Below are 15153 nucleotides of genomic sequence, written 5' to 3'. Positions count from 1 at the left end.
ATTCAAGACGGAGACGACCCGATGATGAACGATGTCCTCGGCGCCACGCTGAAGATCGCCGGCGCCGGGCTCCAGGCGCAGTCGACCCGCCTGCGCGTGGTGGCGGAGAATCTCGCCAACGCCGACAGCACCGCCACCGCCAAGGGCGGCGATCCCTACCGCCGCAAGACGGTGTCCTTCGACAGCGTGATGGACCGCGGCGTCGGGGCGGAGCTGGTGCAGGTCAAGCAGATCGGCCGCGACCGCAGCGACTTCCAGCTCGCCTACGACCCCTCGCACCCGGCGGCCGACGACAAGGGCTACGTCAAGAAGCCCAACGTCCAGCCGCTGGTCGAGATGATGGACATGCGCGAGGCCGGCCGCGCCTTCGAGGCCAGCATGAACGTCATCGAACAATCGCGCGCGATGATGACCCGCGTCGTCGACCTGCTGCGCAGCTGAGGAGCCGTTCCATGATCGAGATGTCCGTCGGCCGCGTCGCCGCCGCCTACGCCGCCAACCGCAGCCCGATTTCCAGCGGCCTCGCCGAGACCCAGGCGGCGGCTTCGCCGCTGTCCTCCGCCGGTCAGACCGACGCGGTCGCCGCCAGTGCCGAGAGCGACTTCGGCGGTTTCCTCGACAAGTCGATCTCCCAGGCGGTCGACACGCTGAAGGAGAGCGAGCGGGTGTCGCTGGCCGCCGTGTCGGGCAAGGCCAGCGCGCAGGATGTCGTGCGCTCCGTCCTGGCCGCCGAGATGACGGTGCAGAGCGTCGTCGCCATCCGCGACAAGATGGTCCAGGCCTATCAGGAGATCATGCGCATCGCAGTGTGAGCGGGTGCGTTTGAGAAGGAGTCCACCATGAATCAGGCCGACGTGCTGGAGGTGCTGCGCAGCGGCATCTGGACGACCCTGCTGGTCGCCGCCCCGCCGCTGATCGTCGCGGTGGTGGTCGGCGTGTCGATCTCGCTGGTGCAGGCGCTGACCCAGGTGCAGGAGATGACGCTGACCTTCGTGCCGAAGATCGTCGCGATCCTGGTGGTGACGGTGCTGGCGCTGCCCTTCATGTACGGCACGCTCGCCACCTACGCCGACCGGCTGAGCGACCTGATCGTCGCCATCGACTGATACCCGGCGATGCGGCGCCTCCTGTTGCGAGCGGTCATGGTCCCCCTTCTCGGGCTGCTCGTAAATCCGGCCGGCGGTGCGGCGGCGCCGCCGGCCAACCTCTCGCAGATCGGGGTGTGGAGCACCGCCCTTTACGCCCCGCCCAAACAGCCCGCCCCCCAGACACCGGCCAAAGCCCTGCCGCCGGAAGCGCAATGCATCGCCGCCATCCTCGATGCGGAGAAGGCGGCGGGTATCGCCGACCATCTGCTGCTGGCGATGGGCTTCACCGAGTCCGGCCGGCGGACCGAGGATAGGCTGTTCACCGCCTGGCCCTGGACGGTCAACACCGAAGGCCGCTCCCATTACTTTCCGACGCGCGATGCCGCAATATCCTTTGTGCGCGAGACCCAGGCGCGCGGCGTGCAGTCCATCGACGTCGGCTGCCTGCAAGTGAATTTGCGCTGGCACCCCGACGCCTTCCCCGACCTTGTCACCGCTTTCGATCCGGTCGCCAACGCCCGCTATGCCGCGTCCTTCCTGTCGGCGCTGCGGCGCGACCACGGCTCGCTGGAGACGGCCATCGCCCGCTATCACTCCGCCCAGTCCGAGCGTGGCGAGGCCTATCGCCAGCGGGTGACCGGCAACCTGCGCTGGGTCGCCGGGGCGCTGGGCTATCTGGAGACGCTGGCCGCCGGCCCCGGCGGCTCCGCCCCGGTCTGGACCGCGGCCGAGCGCGGGCGCCTGAGCTTCCTGTCCGGCCTGTTCGCCGACGGCCCGGCCCGGCCGCTGCTGCCGGCGGGGCAGAACTGAAGCCGGTTCAGTGCGGGAAATGCTCGACATGGCATTCCGCGGTCCGGCCGTAATAGACCACCCGCCTGCCGGAGAAGGACACCATGTAGCCGGCGCATCCGGCCGCCTTCACCGCCTCGCAGAAGCCGCGGTAGCTGTAGCCCGGCGCGTTGGACTGCGCCGCGCGCACCGCCGCCTCGACCCCGTCCGCCCGGAAGGCTGCGGCGACCGGCGTCGGCGTCGCGATGGCCGGCAACTCCACGCTGTCGCCGTCCGGCAGATAATAGATGCTGGTGCCGCGGCGGTAATCGACGGCATAGCCTTCGAACCCGGCGTCGATCAGCACGGCGACGATGGACGGGAAGTTCATCGTGCCGTCATGCGACGCGGCGAGGCAGGTCTGGGCAATCGTCTTCTGCTGCGCGTTCATCGGCGCTCTCCGTCTTGCGGTTCGGTGGGTTTGCAGGGGCGAGGGGAGATCAGCCGGTGGGGCTGCTCTTCAGCCCATGCGCCCCGGCGATCTTCCTCAAAATCCGGTCGAGCTGCGCGCGTTCCTCCGCCGTCAGGCAGGCGAAGGCCGCCTCGTCGTTCTCGTCGGCCAAGCGGGCCAGATCCGGCACCAGCAAGCTTCCCGCCTCCGACAGGGCCAGCACATGGGCGCGGCCGTCGGCCGGGTCGTCGTCGCGGGTGACCAGGGCCTTGGCGACCAGCCGGTCGGCCAGCTTGCTGATGGCGCCGCGGGTCATGCCCATCCGCCCGGCGAGCCGGTTGGGGGCCAGCGGACCGGCGTCCTGCAACTCCCGCATCATGACCCACTCGGCCACCGTCACCTCCTTGCCCTCCAGGCGGCGGGCGAAGGCGAAGGAGACATGGTTGGATACCATGCGCATCCAGTAGCCGAGATGGTCGGTCAGCCGGGAAACCGCGCCGTTGGCGTTCATGGAAGGCCGCTCCGTTTGTTGACTAGGAAACTACATGACGGTTTGTTTCCTAGTCAACCACTTTCCTGTCCCGACGCCAAACCGGGCCCGCCCTTAAATCCCGGTTTTACCGCGTCCCCCTATCGTTGCCGGAACGCCTCTCCTCCTCAAACCCGCCCCTCCACAAACCCGCCGGGATCCCCATGACCCTCACGGATCACGTCCGCAGCCGGTTCGGCCTGATCGGCGACATCGGTCTCGCGAACCGCGACGTGCTGTTCGCGGTCGGCATCCTGCTGGTGCTGGCGGTGCTGTTCCTGCCTGTGCCGTCCTGGTTCCTCGATCTCGGACTGGCGCTGTCCTTCTCGGTCGCGGTGCTGGTGCTGATGGTGTCGCTGTGGATCCCGCGGCCGCTGGATTTCTCCTCCTTCCCCACCGTGCTGCTGGTGGTGACGATGCTGCGGCTGGCGCTGAACATCGCATCCACCCGGCTGATCCTCAGCGAGGGGCACAACGGCCACGCCGCCGCCGGCCACGTCATCCAGGGCTTCAGCCAGTTCGTGATGGGCGGCAACTTCGTCATCGGCGTGGTGATCTTCTGCATCCTGGTCGTCATCAACTTCGTCGTCATCACCAAGGGCGCCACCCGCATCGCCGAGGTCGGCGCCCGCTTCACGCTCGACGCCATTCCCGGCAAGCAGATGGCGATCGACGCCGATCTCTCCGCCGGCATGATCGACGAGGGCGAGGCGCGCCGCCGCCGCAAGGAGCTGGAGGACGAGAGCACCTTCTACGGCGCCATGGACGGCGCCTCGAAATTCGTGCGCGGCGACGCGGTGGCCGGTCTGGTCATCACCGTCATCAACGTGCTCGGCGGCATGGCCATCGGCATCGCCCAGAAGGGGATGAGCTTCGAGCACGCCGCGTCGATCTACACCACCCTGACGGTGGGTGACGGTCTGGCGACGCAGATCCCGGCGCTGGTGGTGTCGCTGGCCGCCGGCCTGCTGGTGACCAAGGGCGGCAATGTCGGCTCGGCGGAAAAGGCGGTGATCGACCAGCTCGGCGCCTATCCGAAGGCGCTCTTGGTGGCGTCGGGCCTGCTGGTGGCGCTGGCGCTGACGCCCGGCCTGCCGATGGCGCCCTTCCTCGCCATCGGCGCCGCCTTCGCCCTGCTCGGCTGGTACGCGCCGCGCCGCAAGGCCCGCGCCGCCGCCCTCGCCAAGCTGGAGGAGAGCCGCAAGGCGCCCGCCGCCGTCCCGGAAGAGGCGGTGGAGGACATGCTGAAGGTCGACGAGGTGAAGGTGGAGGTCGGCAACCACCTCGTCCCGCTGATCCTCAACAAGAACGGCCCGCTGACCACCAAGGTGAAGACGCTTCGCAAGCGCTTCGCCACCGAGTTCGGCTTCGTCCTGCCCTCGGTCCGCATCAAGGATTCCAGCTTCCTGGCCCCCAAGAGCTACGTCATCAGCATCATGGGGGTGGAGGCGGCGAAGGGAGAGGTGCGGCCGAAGCACCTGCTCGCCATCGACCCGACCGGCGGTGCCGTCCCCGACATCGCCGGCGACGCGACGCGCGAGCCGACCTTCGGCCTGCAAGCCAAATGGATCGACCCGGCCCGCCATGAGGAGGCGGTGGCGAAGGGCTACACCGTCGTCGATCCGGAAAGCGTCATCACCACCCACCTGACCGAGGTCATCAAGGACAACCTCTCCACCCTGCTGACCTTTGCCGCCGTGCAGAAGCTGATCGACGGGCTGGGCCGCGAGTACCAGAAGCTGATCAACGACATGGTGCCGAGCCAGATCTCGCTGGTCGTGCTCCAGCGCGTTCTGCAGCAGTTGCTCTCCGAACGGGTGTCGATCCGCAACCTGCCCGCCATCGTCGAGGCGGTGGCGGAGGCGGTCGGCTGGACCCGCCACATCACGCTGATCACCGAGCATGTGCGGATGCGGCTGGGCCAGCAGATCCACCAGGGTCTGGCCGGGCCGGACGGCTTCGTCTCGGTGATCGCGCTCAGCCCGCGCTGGGAGCAGGCGCTGCTCGACAACATCGTGGTGGAGGGCGACGACCGCCGCTTCGTCATGCCGCCCAGCCAGGTGCAGGAGTTCCTGACCGCCGTGCGGCTGAAGATCCAGAAGCACGCCACCTCGCAAATCTGGCCCGCCCTGCTGGTGGGGGCCGAGGTGCGGCCCTTCGTGCGGTCGCTGCTGGAGCGGGTCAGCCCGATGACCCCGGTGCTGAGCCATGCCGAGCTGCACCGCAAGGCGGCACTCAAGACCGTCGATCAGGTGTAGGCGTCTATGGACAGCCTGAGCCAGTTCCTCACCCTGGAGATCTACTGCGGCCTGCTGGTGCTGGCGCGGGTGGCGGCGGCCATCGGCCTGCTGCCGGGCTTCGGCGAGGCGGCGGTGCCGATGCGGGTGCGGGCGGCCTTGGCGGTCATCGTCACGCTGGTGCTGCTGCCGGGGGTGGAGGGCCTGCCCGACCGCATGCCGGACCAGCCGGTGGAGATGCTGCGGGCGCTGGCCGGTGAAACGCTGGTCGGCGCCTATCTCGGCCTCGGCGCCCGGCTGTTCATGGCCGCCCTCCAGACCGCCGGCGCGGTGGCGGCCCAGGTGGTGGGGCTGAGCAACCCCTTCTCGATGGCGGCGGCGGGGTTCGAGGGCGGGTCGGTGCTGTCCGGCGTGCTGCTGATCGGCGGGCTGGCACTGCTGTTCGCATCCGACGTGCATTACCTGATGATCGGCGCGCTCGCCCGCTCCTACGGCTCCTGGCCGGCGGGGGTGTTCCCCGACCTCGGCATGATCGCCCAGCGCTTCGCCGAACTGCTGGCGACCACCTTCCGGTTGGGGGTAGGCTTGGCCGCACCCTTCATCCTCTATGGGCTGGTGGTCAATCTGGCGCTGGGTCTGGTCAACCGGGTGATGCCGGCGATGCCCGTCTATTTCGTTGCGACGCCCGGCGTTCTGATGATCGGCATGGGGCTGTTCATGGCGACGGCCGGGGCGATGCTGACCGCCTTCGTCGCCGCGCTGGGCGGCTGGCTGGCGGGAAGCTGAGGCATGGCGGAGCAGGACGACGAGCAGAAGACCGAGGAACCGACGGAGAAACGCCTGCGCGAGGCGGCGGAGAAGGGCGACGTCCCCCGTGCCCGCGACGTCGGGCTGCTGTCGGCGATGGTCGCCGCCTGGATGATCGTGCTGATGGCGGTGCCCGGCGTGGCGGCGAACCTGTCGGCCCTGCTGCTGCCGCTGATCGAGAATCCCGACGACATCCGCATCGACGGCAGCGCCATCGACGTCATCCAGAGCCTGCACTGGCTGATCGGCGGTGTCGCCGTCGCCCTGCTGCCGGTGCTGGGCATCCTGCTGGCCGGAGTGGCGGTGTCGGCGCTGGGGCAGGGGCCCTTCGTGGTGGCGTCCGACCGCATCCGGCCGAAATGGTCGCACCTGTCGCCCGCCTCCGGCTGGACACGGATCGCCGGCCGGCCGGCACTGGTCGAATTCGCCAAGAGCCTGGTCAAGCTCGCCATCATCAGCGGTGCCGCCTGGCATGCGCTGGCGCCCTACATCGCATGGACGGAGGATACTGTGGGCATGGACGTCGCCGGATTGCCCGTGCTGCTGCGGGACGTGACCTTGCGGCTGCTGCTGGCGGTCCTGCTGGCGACCGTCCTGATGGCGGCGGTGGACGTGCTGTGGAACCGCATGGAGTGGCGCCGCCGCCTGCGCATGAGCCACCAGGAGATCAAGGACGAGTTCAAGCAGATCGAGGGCGATCCCAACGCCAAGGCCCGCCTGCGCGACATCCGCCGCTCGCGCTCGAAGAAGCGGATGATGGCGAATGTCCCGCGCGCCACGGTGGTGATCACCAACCCCACCCATTTCGCCGTGGCGCTGGAGTATGAGCGCGGCCGCACCGCCGCCCCGATCTGCCTCGCCAAGGGCGCCGACCTGATCGCACTGCGCATCCGCGCGCTGGCCCAGGAGCACGGCATCCCCATCGTCGAGAATCCGCCGCTCGCCCGCGCCCTCCACGCCTCGGCCGAGGTCGACGGCACCATCCCGCTCCAGCACTATCAGGCGGTGGCGGAGGTCATCACCTATGTGCTGAAGCTGAAGGGCGGTCTGGCGCGGCGGGGGTGAGCGTCGCGCCAGCCGGAGCATGGGCCGGCAAACAGCCGCCAATATTTTATTTAATAAAAACTCTGAAATCTTTTGTAACACGATGCTATCGGCTTGCTAACGCGCGAATATCTGGAGCTACCTCGCAATTGTCACAAATTCGGTTGAGAGAGTTGTAGATGCGCATTCTGAATATCGCTGCCGTCGCCGCCGTCGCCATGATGGCCGTTCCCGCCGTTGCCTTCGCCGATGACTTCGAGGCGCTGTGCACGGCCACCGACAAGTCCGAGCCGACCGTCGCGTCCTGCAAATGCGCGTCCGGCAAGGTGACGGGTGCCGACCGCACCACCGCCATCGAGGCGATGAAGGCGATGAACGCCGCCATGGCGTCCGGCAAGGCCGAAGATGCCGCCGCGGCCACGCAGAAGCACGCCAAGGGCATCGAGATCGTGATGACCGCGCAGGCCACCTGCATGTAACCGGCTCACGCCGTCTGCCTGTTGCCTATCGCCTATCGGTTGTCCGGGCCGTCCATGGGACGGCCCGTTCCGTTTCAGTGTTGCACATCGTCCGAAAATCCCCGCCGGCTTCGCCGTCCAGGGCGGCCCCCCTTGCCATCCCGCCGGTCGCGTGTCAGGAACGGATCCGTCAGCCCGTGACGTGAAGGGGACCTCCGATGCCGCCGCTCTCCGCCAAGCCCGCCGCCAAGGCGGCAGCGCCCAAATCCGCCGCCGGCTCGCTGGCCGGTTTCTGTCCCTGGGCGGGGGAAGAGGGCGTGCGGGTCTACCTCCGTCCGGTCGCGCTGATGCCCATCGCCGCCTGGGCCAAGGGGGCGGCGGTGCCGCTGGCCGGCGGACGCTTCGCCTTCTCCACCGCCGAACTGATCGTGCGCGATGGCCTGTACCATGGGGCCTCGCGCATCGACCGCGCCTTCGCGCCGCTGTCGGAAATCCTGGCCTGGGGCTGGGAGCGCTCGCGTGCGGTGGCGGAGGCGCTGGACCGCCAGCTCGGCGCCCTGACCCGCGCCCGCGCGCCCTTCGCCGGGCTGTCGCCCGACCGGCCGCAGATCATGGGCATCGTCAACGTCACGCCGGACAGCTTCTCCGACGGCGGCGACTTCCTCGACCCCGGCGCCGCCATCGCCCATGGCGAGGCGATGCTGGCGGCCGGCGCCGACATCCTCGACATCGGCGGCGAGTCCACCCGCCCCGGCGCCGTCCCGGTCCCGCCCGAGGAGGAGGAGCGGCGCGTCCTGCCGGTCATCCGCCATTTCGCCGGAAAGGGGGCGACCGTCTCGGTCGACACCCGCCATGCCCGCGTGATGGAGTCCGCCGCCGCGGCCGGCGCCCGCATCGTCAACGATATCGCCGGCCTGTCCGATCCGCAGGCGCTGCCGGTGGTGGCGCGCACCGCCACCCCGGTGGTGGTGATGCACATGCAGGGCGACCCCGGCACCATGCAGGCCAACCCGACCTACCGCGACGCCGCACTCGACGTGTTCGACTGGCTGGAGGAGCGGGTCGCCCGCTGTGTCGCGGCCGGCGTGGCCCCGGAGCGCATCGCCGTCGATCCCGGCATTGGCTTCGGCAAGAAGACGGAGCACAATCTGGAGATCCTGCGCCACACCGCGCTCTATCATGCGCTGGGCTGCACGGTGCTGATCGGCCTGTCGCGCAAGGGCTTCATCGGCCGGCTGTCGCGCGAGGAGCCGCCGAAGGAGCGGCTGGCCGGCTCGCTCGCCGCCGGGTTGGAGACGCTGAACCAGGGCGCGCAGATCCTGCGCGTCCACGATGTGGCCGAAACGGCGCAGGCCCGTGCCTTGTGGGAGGGGTTGCATCCTCGGTAAAGGGCCGCGACGGCGGCCCCGCAGGCTCATGCCTGCGTAGGCAAGCGGCCGGACGGCCGCGCCCGCCGATTGAGGGAAAAGACGATCAGTCTGTAACCCTTTCGCGCAGCCGCGGATGGGGCCTTGACCCGGCCCGCCCGCCGCGCGAAGAAACATCCCAAGCTTGCACATCCGGTCCCGCACCCCGACATGCGGGGCCTGGATACCGTATCTGCACGAGGTTTTCATGACGCGACACCTGTTCGGCACCGACGGCATCCGTGGCACCGCCAACATCGACCCGATGACCGCCGAAACGGCCCTGCGCGTGGCGATGGCGACCGCGTTGCAGTTCCGCCGCGGCGACCACCGCCACCGGGTGGTGATCGGCAAGGACACCCGCCTGTCCGGCTATCTGCTGGAACCGGCGCTGACCGCCGGCTTCATCTCCATGGGGATGGACGTGGTGCTGGTCGGCCCGCTGCCGACCCCGGCGGTCGCCATGCTGACCCGTAGCCTGCGTGCCGACATGGGCGTCGTGATCTCCGCCTCGCACAACCCCTATCAGGACAACGGCATCAAGCTGTTCGGCCCCGACGGCTACAAGCTGTCGGACGAGGTCGAGGCCGCCATCGAGGCGCGCATGGCGCAGCCCTTCGCCCCCGACCTCGCCCGTCCGGCCGATCTCGGCCGCGCCAGCCGGATGGAGGACGCCACCGGCCGCTACATCGAATATGTGAAGAACACCTTCCCGCGCGGCCTGCGGCTGGACGGTCTGAAGATCGTCGTCGATTGCGCCAACGGTGCCGCCTACAAGGTGGCGCCCAAGGTGCTGTACGAGCTGGGGGCCGACGTGATCCCGGTCGGCGTCAGCCCGGACGGCACCAACATCAACAAGGGCTGCGGCGCAACATCCACCCAGACCCTGCAGGAGCAGGTGGTCGCCCACGGCGCCCATCTCGGCGTCGCGCTGGACGGCGACGCCGACCGCCTGATCATGGTGGACGAGGCCGGGCGCCCCATCGACGGCGACCAGCTGATGACGCTGATCGCCACCTCCTGGGCGCGGTCGCAGACGCTGCGCGGCGGCGGCGTCGTCGCCACCGTGATGTCCAACCTGGGCATGGAGCGCCATCTCGGCGGGCTCGGCCTGCATCTGGCCCGCACGCCGGTCGGCGACCGCTACGTCGTCGAGATGATGCGCGAGCGCGGCTATAACGTTGGCGGCGAGCAGTCGGGCCATGTCGTGCTGTCCGACTATTCGACCACCGGCGACGGGCTGATCGCCGCGTTGCAGGTGCTGGCGGTGCTGATCCAGGCCGACGGCCGGTCGGCCAGCGAGGTCTGCCGCGTGTTCGATCCCGTCCCGCAGAAGCTGACCAACGTCCGCTTCACCGCCGGGACCAAGCCGCTGGAGGACGCCGTCGTCCAGCAGGCGATCAAGGAGGGCGAGGCGCGGCTGGCGTCGAGCGGCCGTCTGCTGATCCGTAAGTCCGGCACCGAGCCGCTCATCCGCGTGATGGCGGAGGGCGACGATGCGGCGCTGGTCGACAGCGTGGTCGCCGACATCGCCGGCACCATCCAGGCCAGCGCCACCCGCAGCCTGGAGGCCGCGCAATGAGGGACAGCACCGTCAATGGCACCAGCATCAACGGCCGTGTCCTGATCGTCGCCGGGTCCGACTCCGGCGGCGGCGCCGGCATCCAGGCCGACATCAAGGCGGTCAGCGCGCTCGGCGCCTATGCCATGACCGCCATCGCCGCCTTGACGGCGCAGAACACCACCGGCGTCTATGGCGTGGTGCCGGTCGATCCCGCCTTCGTCGCCTTGCAGATGAAGCTGGTGCTGGAGGATATCGGCGCCGACGCGGTGAAGATCGGCATGCTCGCCAACGCCCCCGTCATCGAGGCGGTGGCGGCGGAGTATGAGGCGCGCGCCGTCAATGTGCCGCTGGTGCTCGATCCGGTGATGATCGCCAAGAGCGGCCACCATCTGCTCGACCCCGACGCGGTGCTGACCTTGCGTAAGCGCCTACTGCCGCTGGCCGAGGTGGTGACGCCCAACCTGCCGGAGGCCGAGGCGCTGACCGACCTGCCGATCCGCGACCTCGATGACATGCGCCGCGCCGCCGAGCTGATGCTCAGCTTCGGCCCGAAATCGGTGCTGCTGAAGGGCGGTCATCTGGAGGACGACACCCTCTACGACCTGCTGCTGACTGAGGAGGGCGAGACGGTCTTCCAGGGCAAGCGGGTGCACACTCCCCACACCCACGGCACCGGCTGCACCCTGTCCTCGGCCATTGCCGCCGGTCTGGCCCAGGGCCTGAACACCCGCGACGCGGTCGCCCGCGCCCGGCGCTATGTCGAGACGGCGATCCTGACCGCCCCCGGCCTCGGCCACGGCCACGGCCCGCTCAACCACCTGCACACGGTGCGGGAGTTTTCGTAAGGGGGCGGGTGCTCTGATATTCCAAGGAGCTTGGGCTGGCTGTCTCGGATGCCCTTCTCCCCTTGCGGGAGAAGGGTTGGGATGAGGGGGCGCGGCCTTAGGCCGTTGGAAATATTGGATTTGCAACCCCTCACCCCAACCCCTCTCCCGCAAGGGGAGAGGGGCATTTCCTCCGTAAGACGGGTGGTTGCGCCCTCACGGCACCCGCTTCTTCTCCAGCTTGCGCGCCAGGGTGCGCCGGTGCATGCCAAGCCGCCTTGCGGTCTCCGAGATGTTGAAGTTCGTCTCCACCAGCGTCTCGTGGATGCGCTCCCACTCCAGATTCTTGATCGAGGTGGTGCGGACGGTCGGGGCGATGGAGGTGTCGCCCTCGGTGCGGTCGAAGGCCGCCTCGATGTCGTCGGTGTTCGACGGCTTCGCCAGATAATGGCAGGCGCCCAGCTTTATCGCCTCCACCGCGGTGGCGATGCTGGCGAAGCCGGTCAGCACGACGATGCGGGTCTCCTCGTCCGCCTCGTGCAGCTCCTTCACGCATTCCAGCCCCGATCCGGTGGCGAGCTTCAGGTCGACCACGGCATAGTCGGGGTCCAGCGTCTGCAAAAGCTCCCGCATCTCCTCCAGCCCGGCGCAGGCATGGACTTCGTAGCCGCGGCGCTCGAAGGACCGGCGCAGCGCCTTGGCGAAGGACGCATCGTCCTCGACGATCAGCAGGGTGCGGAGGATGTCCTCTTCCAACTCAATCGTCTCCATCGGATCCTCCCGGCGACAGGGCGGACAGCGGCAGGGTCAGCGTCACGGTGGCGCCGCCTCCCGGCCGGTTCTTGGCCGAAACCGTCCCGCCCAGCTTGCGCAGCACATTGACCACCAGGAACAGACCGAGCCCGCTGCCCGGCCGCTTCTTGGTGGAGCGGTAGGGCTTGCCCAGCTCCTCCAGAATGGCGGAGTCGAAGCCGGGGCCGCCGTCGTTGACCGCCACCACCAGATTGTCGCCCTGCCGCAGGGCCGCGACGCCGATCCAGCCCGGCGAGGCTTCCAGCGCATTGTCCAGCACGTTGAACAGCACCTGTTTCAGGGCGAGGTCGGCGATCATCCGCTCACTTGGGCCGACCGTGTTGTCGTAGTCGAAGCGCTTGGGCGACCGGCTGGACAGCCAGTCTTCCACCAGCCCGTCGAGGAAGCCCTTGACCGTCGTGCGCACCGTGCCTTCGCCGCGCGCCTCGCCCGACGACATCAGGATGCCCGACACGATGGTCTTGCAGCGGTCGATCTGGTTCTGCATCTCCGCCATCTCGTCGGCCAGATCGGGGTCGGAGGTCAGCGACGGCATGCGGCGCCAGTCGTTGACGATCACCGACAGGGTGGCGAGCGGCGTCCCCAGCTCATGCGCCGCACCCGACGCCAGCAGCCCCATGCGGACGATGTGCGCCTCCTCCATCGAGCGCTGGCGCAGTTCCGCCAGATAGGCGTCGCGGGCGCGCAGGTTGCGGTTGATCTGGGTGAGGAAGGGGACCAGCAGGCTCGCCGCCAGCACGAAGCAGATGAACATGCCCTGGATGTGCAGGCTGAACAGCTCGCCCTCATAGGCGGGCGGCAGCGGCAGGGGTTGATTGTTGCCGATCAGCCAGGTGAAGCCGGCGGTCGCCACCAGGACCAGCGCCCAGGCCGACCAGGCCTCCAGCAGCACGGCGCCCAGCGCCACCTGGAGAAGATAGAGCGAGACGAAGGGGTTGGAGGCACCACCGCTGAGATAGAGCTGCAAGGTCAGCGCCCAGACGTCGATCAGCAGCTCCAGGAACAGCTGGGTGTTGGAGACGTCGGAGCTGCGGCGGATCTGGATCAGGCTGGCGATGTTCAGCGCGATCAGGACGAAGATCACCGCGGCCATCGGCAGCAGCGGCAGGCGGATGCCCATCTGCGCATGGACGATCAGGATCGTCACGATCTGTCCGACGACGGCAAGCCAACGCAGCTGGACGAGCAGGAACAGGTTTTTGCGGTCGGTGGTGTCGCGCACGAAAGACGTCCTGTTCCTCACCCGGTTCATCAGTCCATCGACTTATATAGAGAGTTACCGGCGGGCGGGGAGTTTTAGGACGCCTGTTTTCCGCTGAGTGTTTTCCGTCAGGCCCGCCGGCGCCGCATCTCGCTGCGGACCACGAACAGGACGGCGCCGATCAGCATCAGGTCCAGCGCGAACCAGGTCAGCGCATAGCCGAGATGGCTGTTGGGGAAGCTGACCACCGTCAGCCCGCCGACCGGCCAGCCGCCGGGATTGCGGGTGCTGTCGGCGTCTATGAAGTAGGGAGCGTCCTGCTCCAGCCCGGTCGCGGCGGCGATGGCGGCCACGTCGCGGGAATACCAGCGGCCGGCGGCCGGGTCGTTGCTGCGCAGGAAGCCGCCCTTCGGCTCGGTGAGGCGCAGCAGGCCCGTGACGCTCACCTCGCCTTGCGGTTGCCCCTCGGCGCGGGTCGCGGGATCGCGCTTGTCCGGCGGCACGAAGCCGCGGTTTACCAGAACGGCGAAGCCACGGTCGGTGACCAGCGGCGTCATCACCCAGAAGCCGCCGCCCAGGTCGCTGACGGCCTGTACCAGCGCCTCGCGGTCGTTGAGGAAGCGTCCTCTGACGCCGACCCGGCGGTATTCGTCCGAGGCGGCGCTGACCGACGCCCACGCCTCCGGCCCCGGAGCCGGGACGGGGGAGGCGTGGATGCGGGCGTCCACCCGCTCGATCAGGTCGAGCTTCCACACCCGGCGTTCGAGCTGCCAGATGCCGAGCGCGGTCAGGCCGGCGATGCCGGCGAGCGCCAGAAGGCCGAAGAGGGCCAGCGCCCAAGCCGGGCGGGCCCTCTTCACCGAAGAACCGCCCGCAGGGGGCGCGGACGGCAGTCCGGTCACGGCATCTTGCTCATGTCGTGGCCGGGCATCATGTTGGTGTTCAGGTGGTACATCACCCAAAGCGAACCGGCGAACATGATGACCACGACGATGATCGTGAAGATCATCGCCAGCATCGACCAGCCGCCTTCGACGCGGCCGTTCATGTGCAGGAAATAGACCATGTGGACGATGATCTGGACCACGGCCAGCGCCAGGATCACGGCCGTGGTGGTCGTGTTGTCCAGCGTGCCGTTCATCACCAGCCAGAACGGGATGACCGTCAGGATCACTGACAGGACGAACCCGATCATGTAGCTGCCGAAGGTGCCGTGGGCGCCCGCCGGATGGCCGTGGTCCCCATGATCCCCATGGCTGCCGTGGCCGTGATCGGCGTGGTGGTCGCTGTGCGCGTGGGTGCTCATCGCAGCGCTCCCATCAGATAGACGAAGGTGAACACACCGATCCAGATGACGTCCAGGAAGTGCCAGAACATGCTGAGGCACATCAGGCGCCGGCGGTTCGCCGGGATCAGGCCGCGGCGGGCGACCTGGACCATCAGCGTCACCAGCCACACGCTGCCGAAGGTGACGTGCAGGCCGTGGGTGCCGACCAGTGTGAAGAAGGACGACAGGAAGGCGCTGCGCCACGGGCCGGCGCCCTCATGGATCATGTGGGCGAACTCGAACAGCTCGATGCCGAGGAAGGCGAGGCCGAACAGCAGAGTGATCACCAGCCAGCCCTGGGTCTGGGCGGTGCGGCCCTTCTCCATCGCCAGCATGGCGAAGCCGTAGGTGATGGACGAGAACAGAAGCATGGAGGTGTTCAGCGCCACCAGCTTCAGGTCGAACAGCTCCTTCGGCGTCGGGCCGGCGGCGTAGCTGGTGCCCAGCACGCCGTAGGTCGCGAACAGCACCGCGAAGATGAGACAGTCGCTCATCAGGTAGATCCAGAAGCCGAGCGCGGTGCTGGCTCCCTCGTGGGCGTGCTCGTCCGTCACATGGAAGACGGGCGGGGTGGCGCCGCGCGGGGTGTCGTGCCCCGCGTGGCCGCCATGCATGGCTTCAACGGTCGTCGTCATG

At 68.6% G+C, this 15153-nt stretch carries 18 protein-coding genes; 11 read left to right on the top strand and 7 right to left on the bottom strand.

Annotated features, from left to right (window positions below; all coding sequences use genetic code 11):
• Positions 1-21: 21 nt before the first annotated feature.
• The 4 genes from flgC to CRT60_RS05080 are packed head-to-tail and all read left to right on the top strand — an operon-like array spanning position 22 to position 1898.
• Positions 22-441, top strand: coding sequence for a flagellar basal body rod protein FlgC (gene flgC / locus CRT60_RS05095; RefSeq protein WP_085940669.1), 420 nt, complete (start codon positions 22-24; stop codon positions 439-441).
• Positions 442-452: 11 nt separating this feature from the next.
• On the top strand, positions 453-812 hold the full coding sequence (fliE, locus tag CRT60_RS05090) for a flagellar hook-basal body complex protein FliE (protein ID WP_098735358.1): 360 nt from the start codon (positions 453-455) through the stop codon (positions 810-812).
• 27 nt (positions 813-839) lie between these two features.
• Positions 840-1106 carry a flagellar biosynthesis protein FliQ gene (fliQ, locus tag CRT60_RS05085; RefSeq protein ID WP_085090915.1) on the top strand — a complete coding sequence of 89 codons (267 nt, stop codon included), beginning with the start codon at positions 840-842 and terminating at the stop codon, positions 1104-1106.
• Between the two features lie 36 nt (positions 1107-1142).
• The gene (locus CRT60_RS05080) at positions 1143-1898 is read left to right on the top strand and encodes a lysozyme family protein (protein ID WP_244592282.1); all 756 of its coding nucleotides are present in this window, start codon (positions 1143-1145) and stop codon (positions 1896-1898) included.
• A gap of 7 nt (positions 1899-1905) precedes the next feature.
• Here CRT60_RS05080 and CRT60_RS05075 read toward each other — a convergent pair whose 3' ends face one another.
• Entirely contained in the window at positions 1906-2307 is a 402-nt protein-coding gene (locus CRT60_RS05075) for a DUF1398 domain-containing protein (RefSeq protein WP_098735356.1), read from the bottom strand.
• A gap of 49 nt (positions 2308-2356) precedes the next feature.
• Positions 2357-2818 carry a MarR family winged helix-turn-helix transcriptional regulator gene (locus CRT60_RS05070; protein WP_193548405.1) on the bottom strand — a complete coding sequence of 154 codons (462 nt, stop codon included), beginning with the start codon at positions 2816-2818 and terminating at the stop codon, positions 2357-2359.
• 182 nt (positions 2819-3000) lie between these two features.
• On the opposite strand from CRT60_RS05070, the gene flhA reads away from it, so the two are divergent.
• The 7 genes from flhA to thiD all read left to right on the top strand — a co-directional run bounded on the left by flhA (position 3001) and on the right by thiD (position 11197).
• Positions 3001-5094: a flagellar biosynthesis protein FlhA gene (flhA, locus tag CRT60_RS05065; protein ID WP_098735355.1), complete on the top strand. Its 2094-nt coding sequence runs from the start codon at positions 3001-3003 to the stop codon at positions 5092-5094.
• Between the two features lie 6 nt (positions 5095-5100).
• Complete coding sequence (locus CRT60_RS05060; protein ID WP_098735354.1) at positions 5101-5859, top strand: flagellar biosynthetic protein FliR; 759 nt, start codon at positions 5101-5103, stop codon at positions 5857-5859.
• 3 nt (positions 5860-5862) lie between these two features.
• The gene (locus CRT60_RS05055; RefSeq protein ID WP_098735353.1) at positions 5863-6945 is read left to right on the top strand and encodes an EscU/YscU/HrcU family type III secretion system export apparatus switch protein; all 1083 of its coding nucleotides are present in this window, start codon (positions 5863-5865) and stop codon (positions 6943-6945) included.
• A gap of 158 nt (positions 6946-7103) precedes the next feature.
• Complete coding sequence (locus CRT60_RS05050) at positions 7104-7403, top strand: hypothetical protein (RefSeq protein WP_098735352.1); 300 nt, start codon at positions 7104-7106, stop codon at positions 7401-7403.
• Between the two features lie 197 nt (positions 7404-7600).
• Entirely contained in the window at positions 7601-8770 is a 1170-nt protein-coding gene (gene folP, locus CRT60_RS05045) for a dihydropteroate synthase (protein ID WP_098735351.1), read from the top strand.
• 226 nt (positions 8771-8996) lie between these two features.
• On the top strand, positions 8997-10370 hold the full coding sequence (gene glmM / locus CRT60_RS05040; protein WP_098735350.1) for a phosphoglucosamine mutase: 1374 nt from the start codon (positions 8997-8999) through the stop codon (positions 10368-10370).
• Entirely contained in the window at positions 10367-11197 is an 831-nt protein-coding gene (gene thiD, locus CRT60_RS05035; RefSeq protein ID WP_098735349.1) for a bifunctional hydroxymethylpyrimidine kinase/phosphomethylpyrimidine kinase, read from the top strand. Before glmM ends, thiD begins: the two co-directional genes overlap by 4 nt.
• 195 nt (positions 11198-11392) lie before the next feature.
• Here thiD and CRT60_RS05030 read toward each other — a convergent pair whose 3' ends face one another.
• From CRT60_RS05030 to cyoC, 5 genes are all read right to left on the bottom strand, one after another.
• Positions 11393-11947 carry a response regulator transcription factor gene (locus CRT60_RS05030; protein ID WP_098735348.1) on the bottom strand — a complete coding sequence of 185 codons (555 nt, stop codon included), beginning with the start codon at positions 11945-11947 and terminating at the stop codon, positions 11393-11395.
• The gene (locus tag CRT60_RS05025; protein ID WP_244592281.1) at positions 11934-13211 is read right to left on the bottom strand and encodes an ATP-binding protein; all 1278 of its coding nucleotides are present in this window, start codon (positions 13209-13211) and stop codon (positions 11934-11936) included. Before CRT60_RS05025 ends, CRT60_RS05030 begins: the two co-directional genes overlap by 14 nt.
• A 107-nt stretch (positions 13212-13318) precedes the next feature.
• Positions 13319-14050 (bottom strand): SURF1 family protein, encoded by a 732-nt coding sequence (locus tag CRT60_RS05020; protein WP_244592280.1) that lies wholly within the window; start codon positions 14048-14050, stop codon positions 13319-13321.
• Positions 14051-14088: 38 nt separating this feature from the next.
• The gene (cyoD, locus tag CRT60_RS05015) at positions 14089-14496 is read right to left on the bottom strand and encodes a cytochrome o ubiquinol oxidase subunit IV (protein WP_098735345.1); all 408 of its coding nucleotides are present in this window, start codon (positions 14494-14496) and stop codon (positions 14089-14091) included.
• On the bottom strand, positions 14493-15152 hold the full coding sequence (cyoC, locus tag CRT60_RS05010) for a cytochrome o ubiquinol oxidase subunit III (protein ID WP_425290394.1): 660 nt from the start codon (positions 15150-15152) through the stop codon (positions 14493-14495). The genes cyoD and cyoC overlap by 4 nt, the downstream gene beginning before the upstream one ends.
• Between the last annotated feature and the right edge of the window lies 1 nt (position 15153).

The sequence above is a fragment of the Azospirillum palustre genome (genome assembly GCF_002573965.1).
Taxonomy (GTDB): domain Bacteria; phylum Pseudomonadota; class Alphaproteobacteria; order Azospirillales; family Azospirillaceae; genus Azospirillum; species Azospirillum palustre.
This window is presented reverse-complemented; position numbering and strand designations above follow the sequence as displayed.

Coding starts and splice junctions, on each gene's coding strand:
- cyoC (WP_425290394.1), bottom strand. CDS start 15,152: ATGACGACGACCGTTGAAGCCATGCATGGCGGCCACGCGGGGCACGAC.
- CRT60_RS05070 (WP_193548405.1), bottom strand. CDS start 2,818: ATGAACGCCAACGGCGCGGTTTCCCGGCTGACCGACCATCTCGGCTAC.
- cyoD (WP_098735345.1), bottom strand. CDS start 14,496: ATGAGCACCCACGCGCACAGCGACCACCACGCCGATCACGGCCACGGC.
- folP (WP_098735351.1), top strand. CDS start 7,601: ATGCCGCCGCTCTCCGCCAAGCCCGCCGCCAAGGCGGCAGCGCCCAAA.
- flhA (WP_098735355.1), top strand. CDS start 3,001: ATGACCCTCACGGATCACGTCCGCAGCCGGTTCGGCCTGATCGGCGAC.
- CRT60_RS05055 (WP_098735353.1), top strand. CDS start 5,863: ATGGCGGAGCAGGACGACGAGCAGAAGACCGAGGAACCGACGGAGAAA.
- fliQ (WP_085090915.1), top strand. CDS start 840: ATGAATCAGGCCGACGTGCTGGAGGTGCTGCGCAGCGGCATCTGGACG.
- thiD (WP_098735349.1), top strand. CDS start 10,367: ATGAGGGACAGCACCGTCAATGGCACCAGCATCAACGGCCGTGTCCTG.
- flgC (WP_085940669.1), top strand. CDS start 22: ATGATGAACGATGTCCTCGGCGCCACGCTGAAGATCGCCGGCGCCGGG.
- CRT60_RS05075 (WP_098735356.1), bottom strand. CDS start 2,307: ATGAACGCGCAGCAGAAGACGATTGCCCAGACCTGCCTCGCCGCGTCG.
- glmM (WP_098735350.1), top strand. CDS start 8,997: ATGACGCGACACCTGTTCGGCACCGACGGCATCCGTGGCACCGCCAAC.
- CRT60_RS05060 (WP_098735354.1), top strand. CDS start 5,101: ATGGACAGCCTGAGCCAGTTCCTCACCCTGGAGATCTACTGCGGCCTG.
- CRT60_RS05050 (WP_098735352.1), top strand. CDS start 7,104: ATGCGCATTCTGAATATCGCTGCCGTCGCCGCCGTCGCCATGATGGCC.
- CRT60_RS05030 (WP_098735348.1), bottom strand. CDS start 11,947: ATGGAGACGATTGAGTTGGAAGAGGACATCCTCCGCACCCTGCTGATC.
- CRT60_RS05080 (WP_244592282.1), top strand. CDS start 1,143: ATGGTCCCCCTTCTCGGGCTGCTCGTAAATCCGGCCGGCGGTGCGGCG.
- fliE (WP_098735358.1), top strand. CDS start 453: ATGATCGAGATGTCCGTCGGCCGCGTCGCCGCCGCCTACGCCGCCAAC.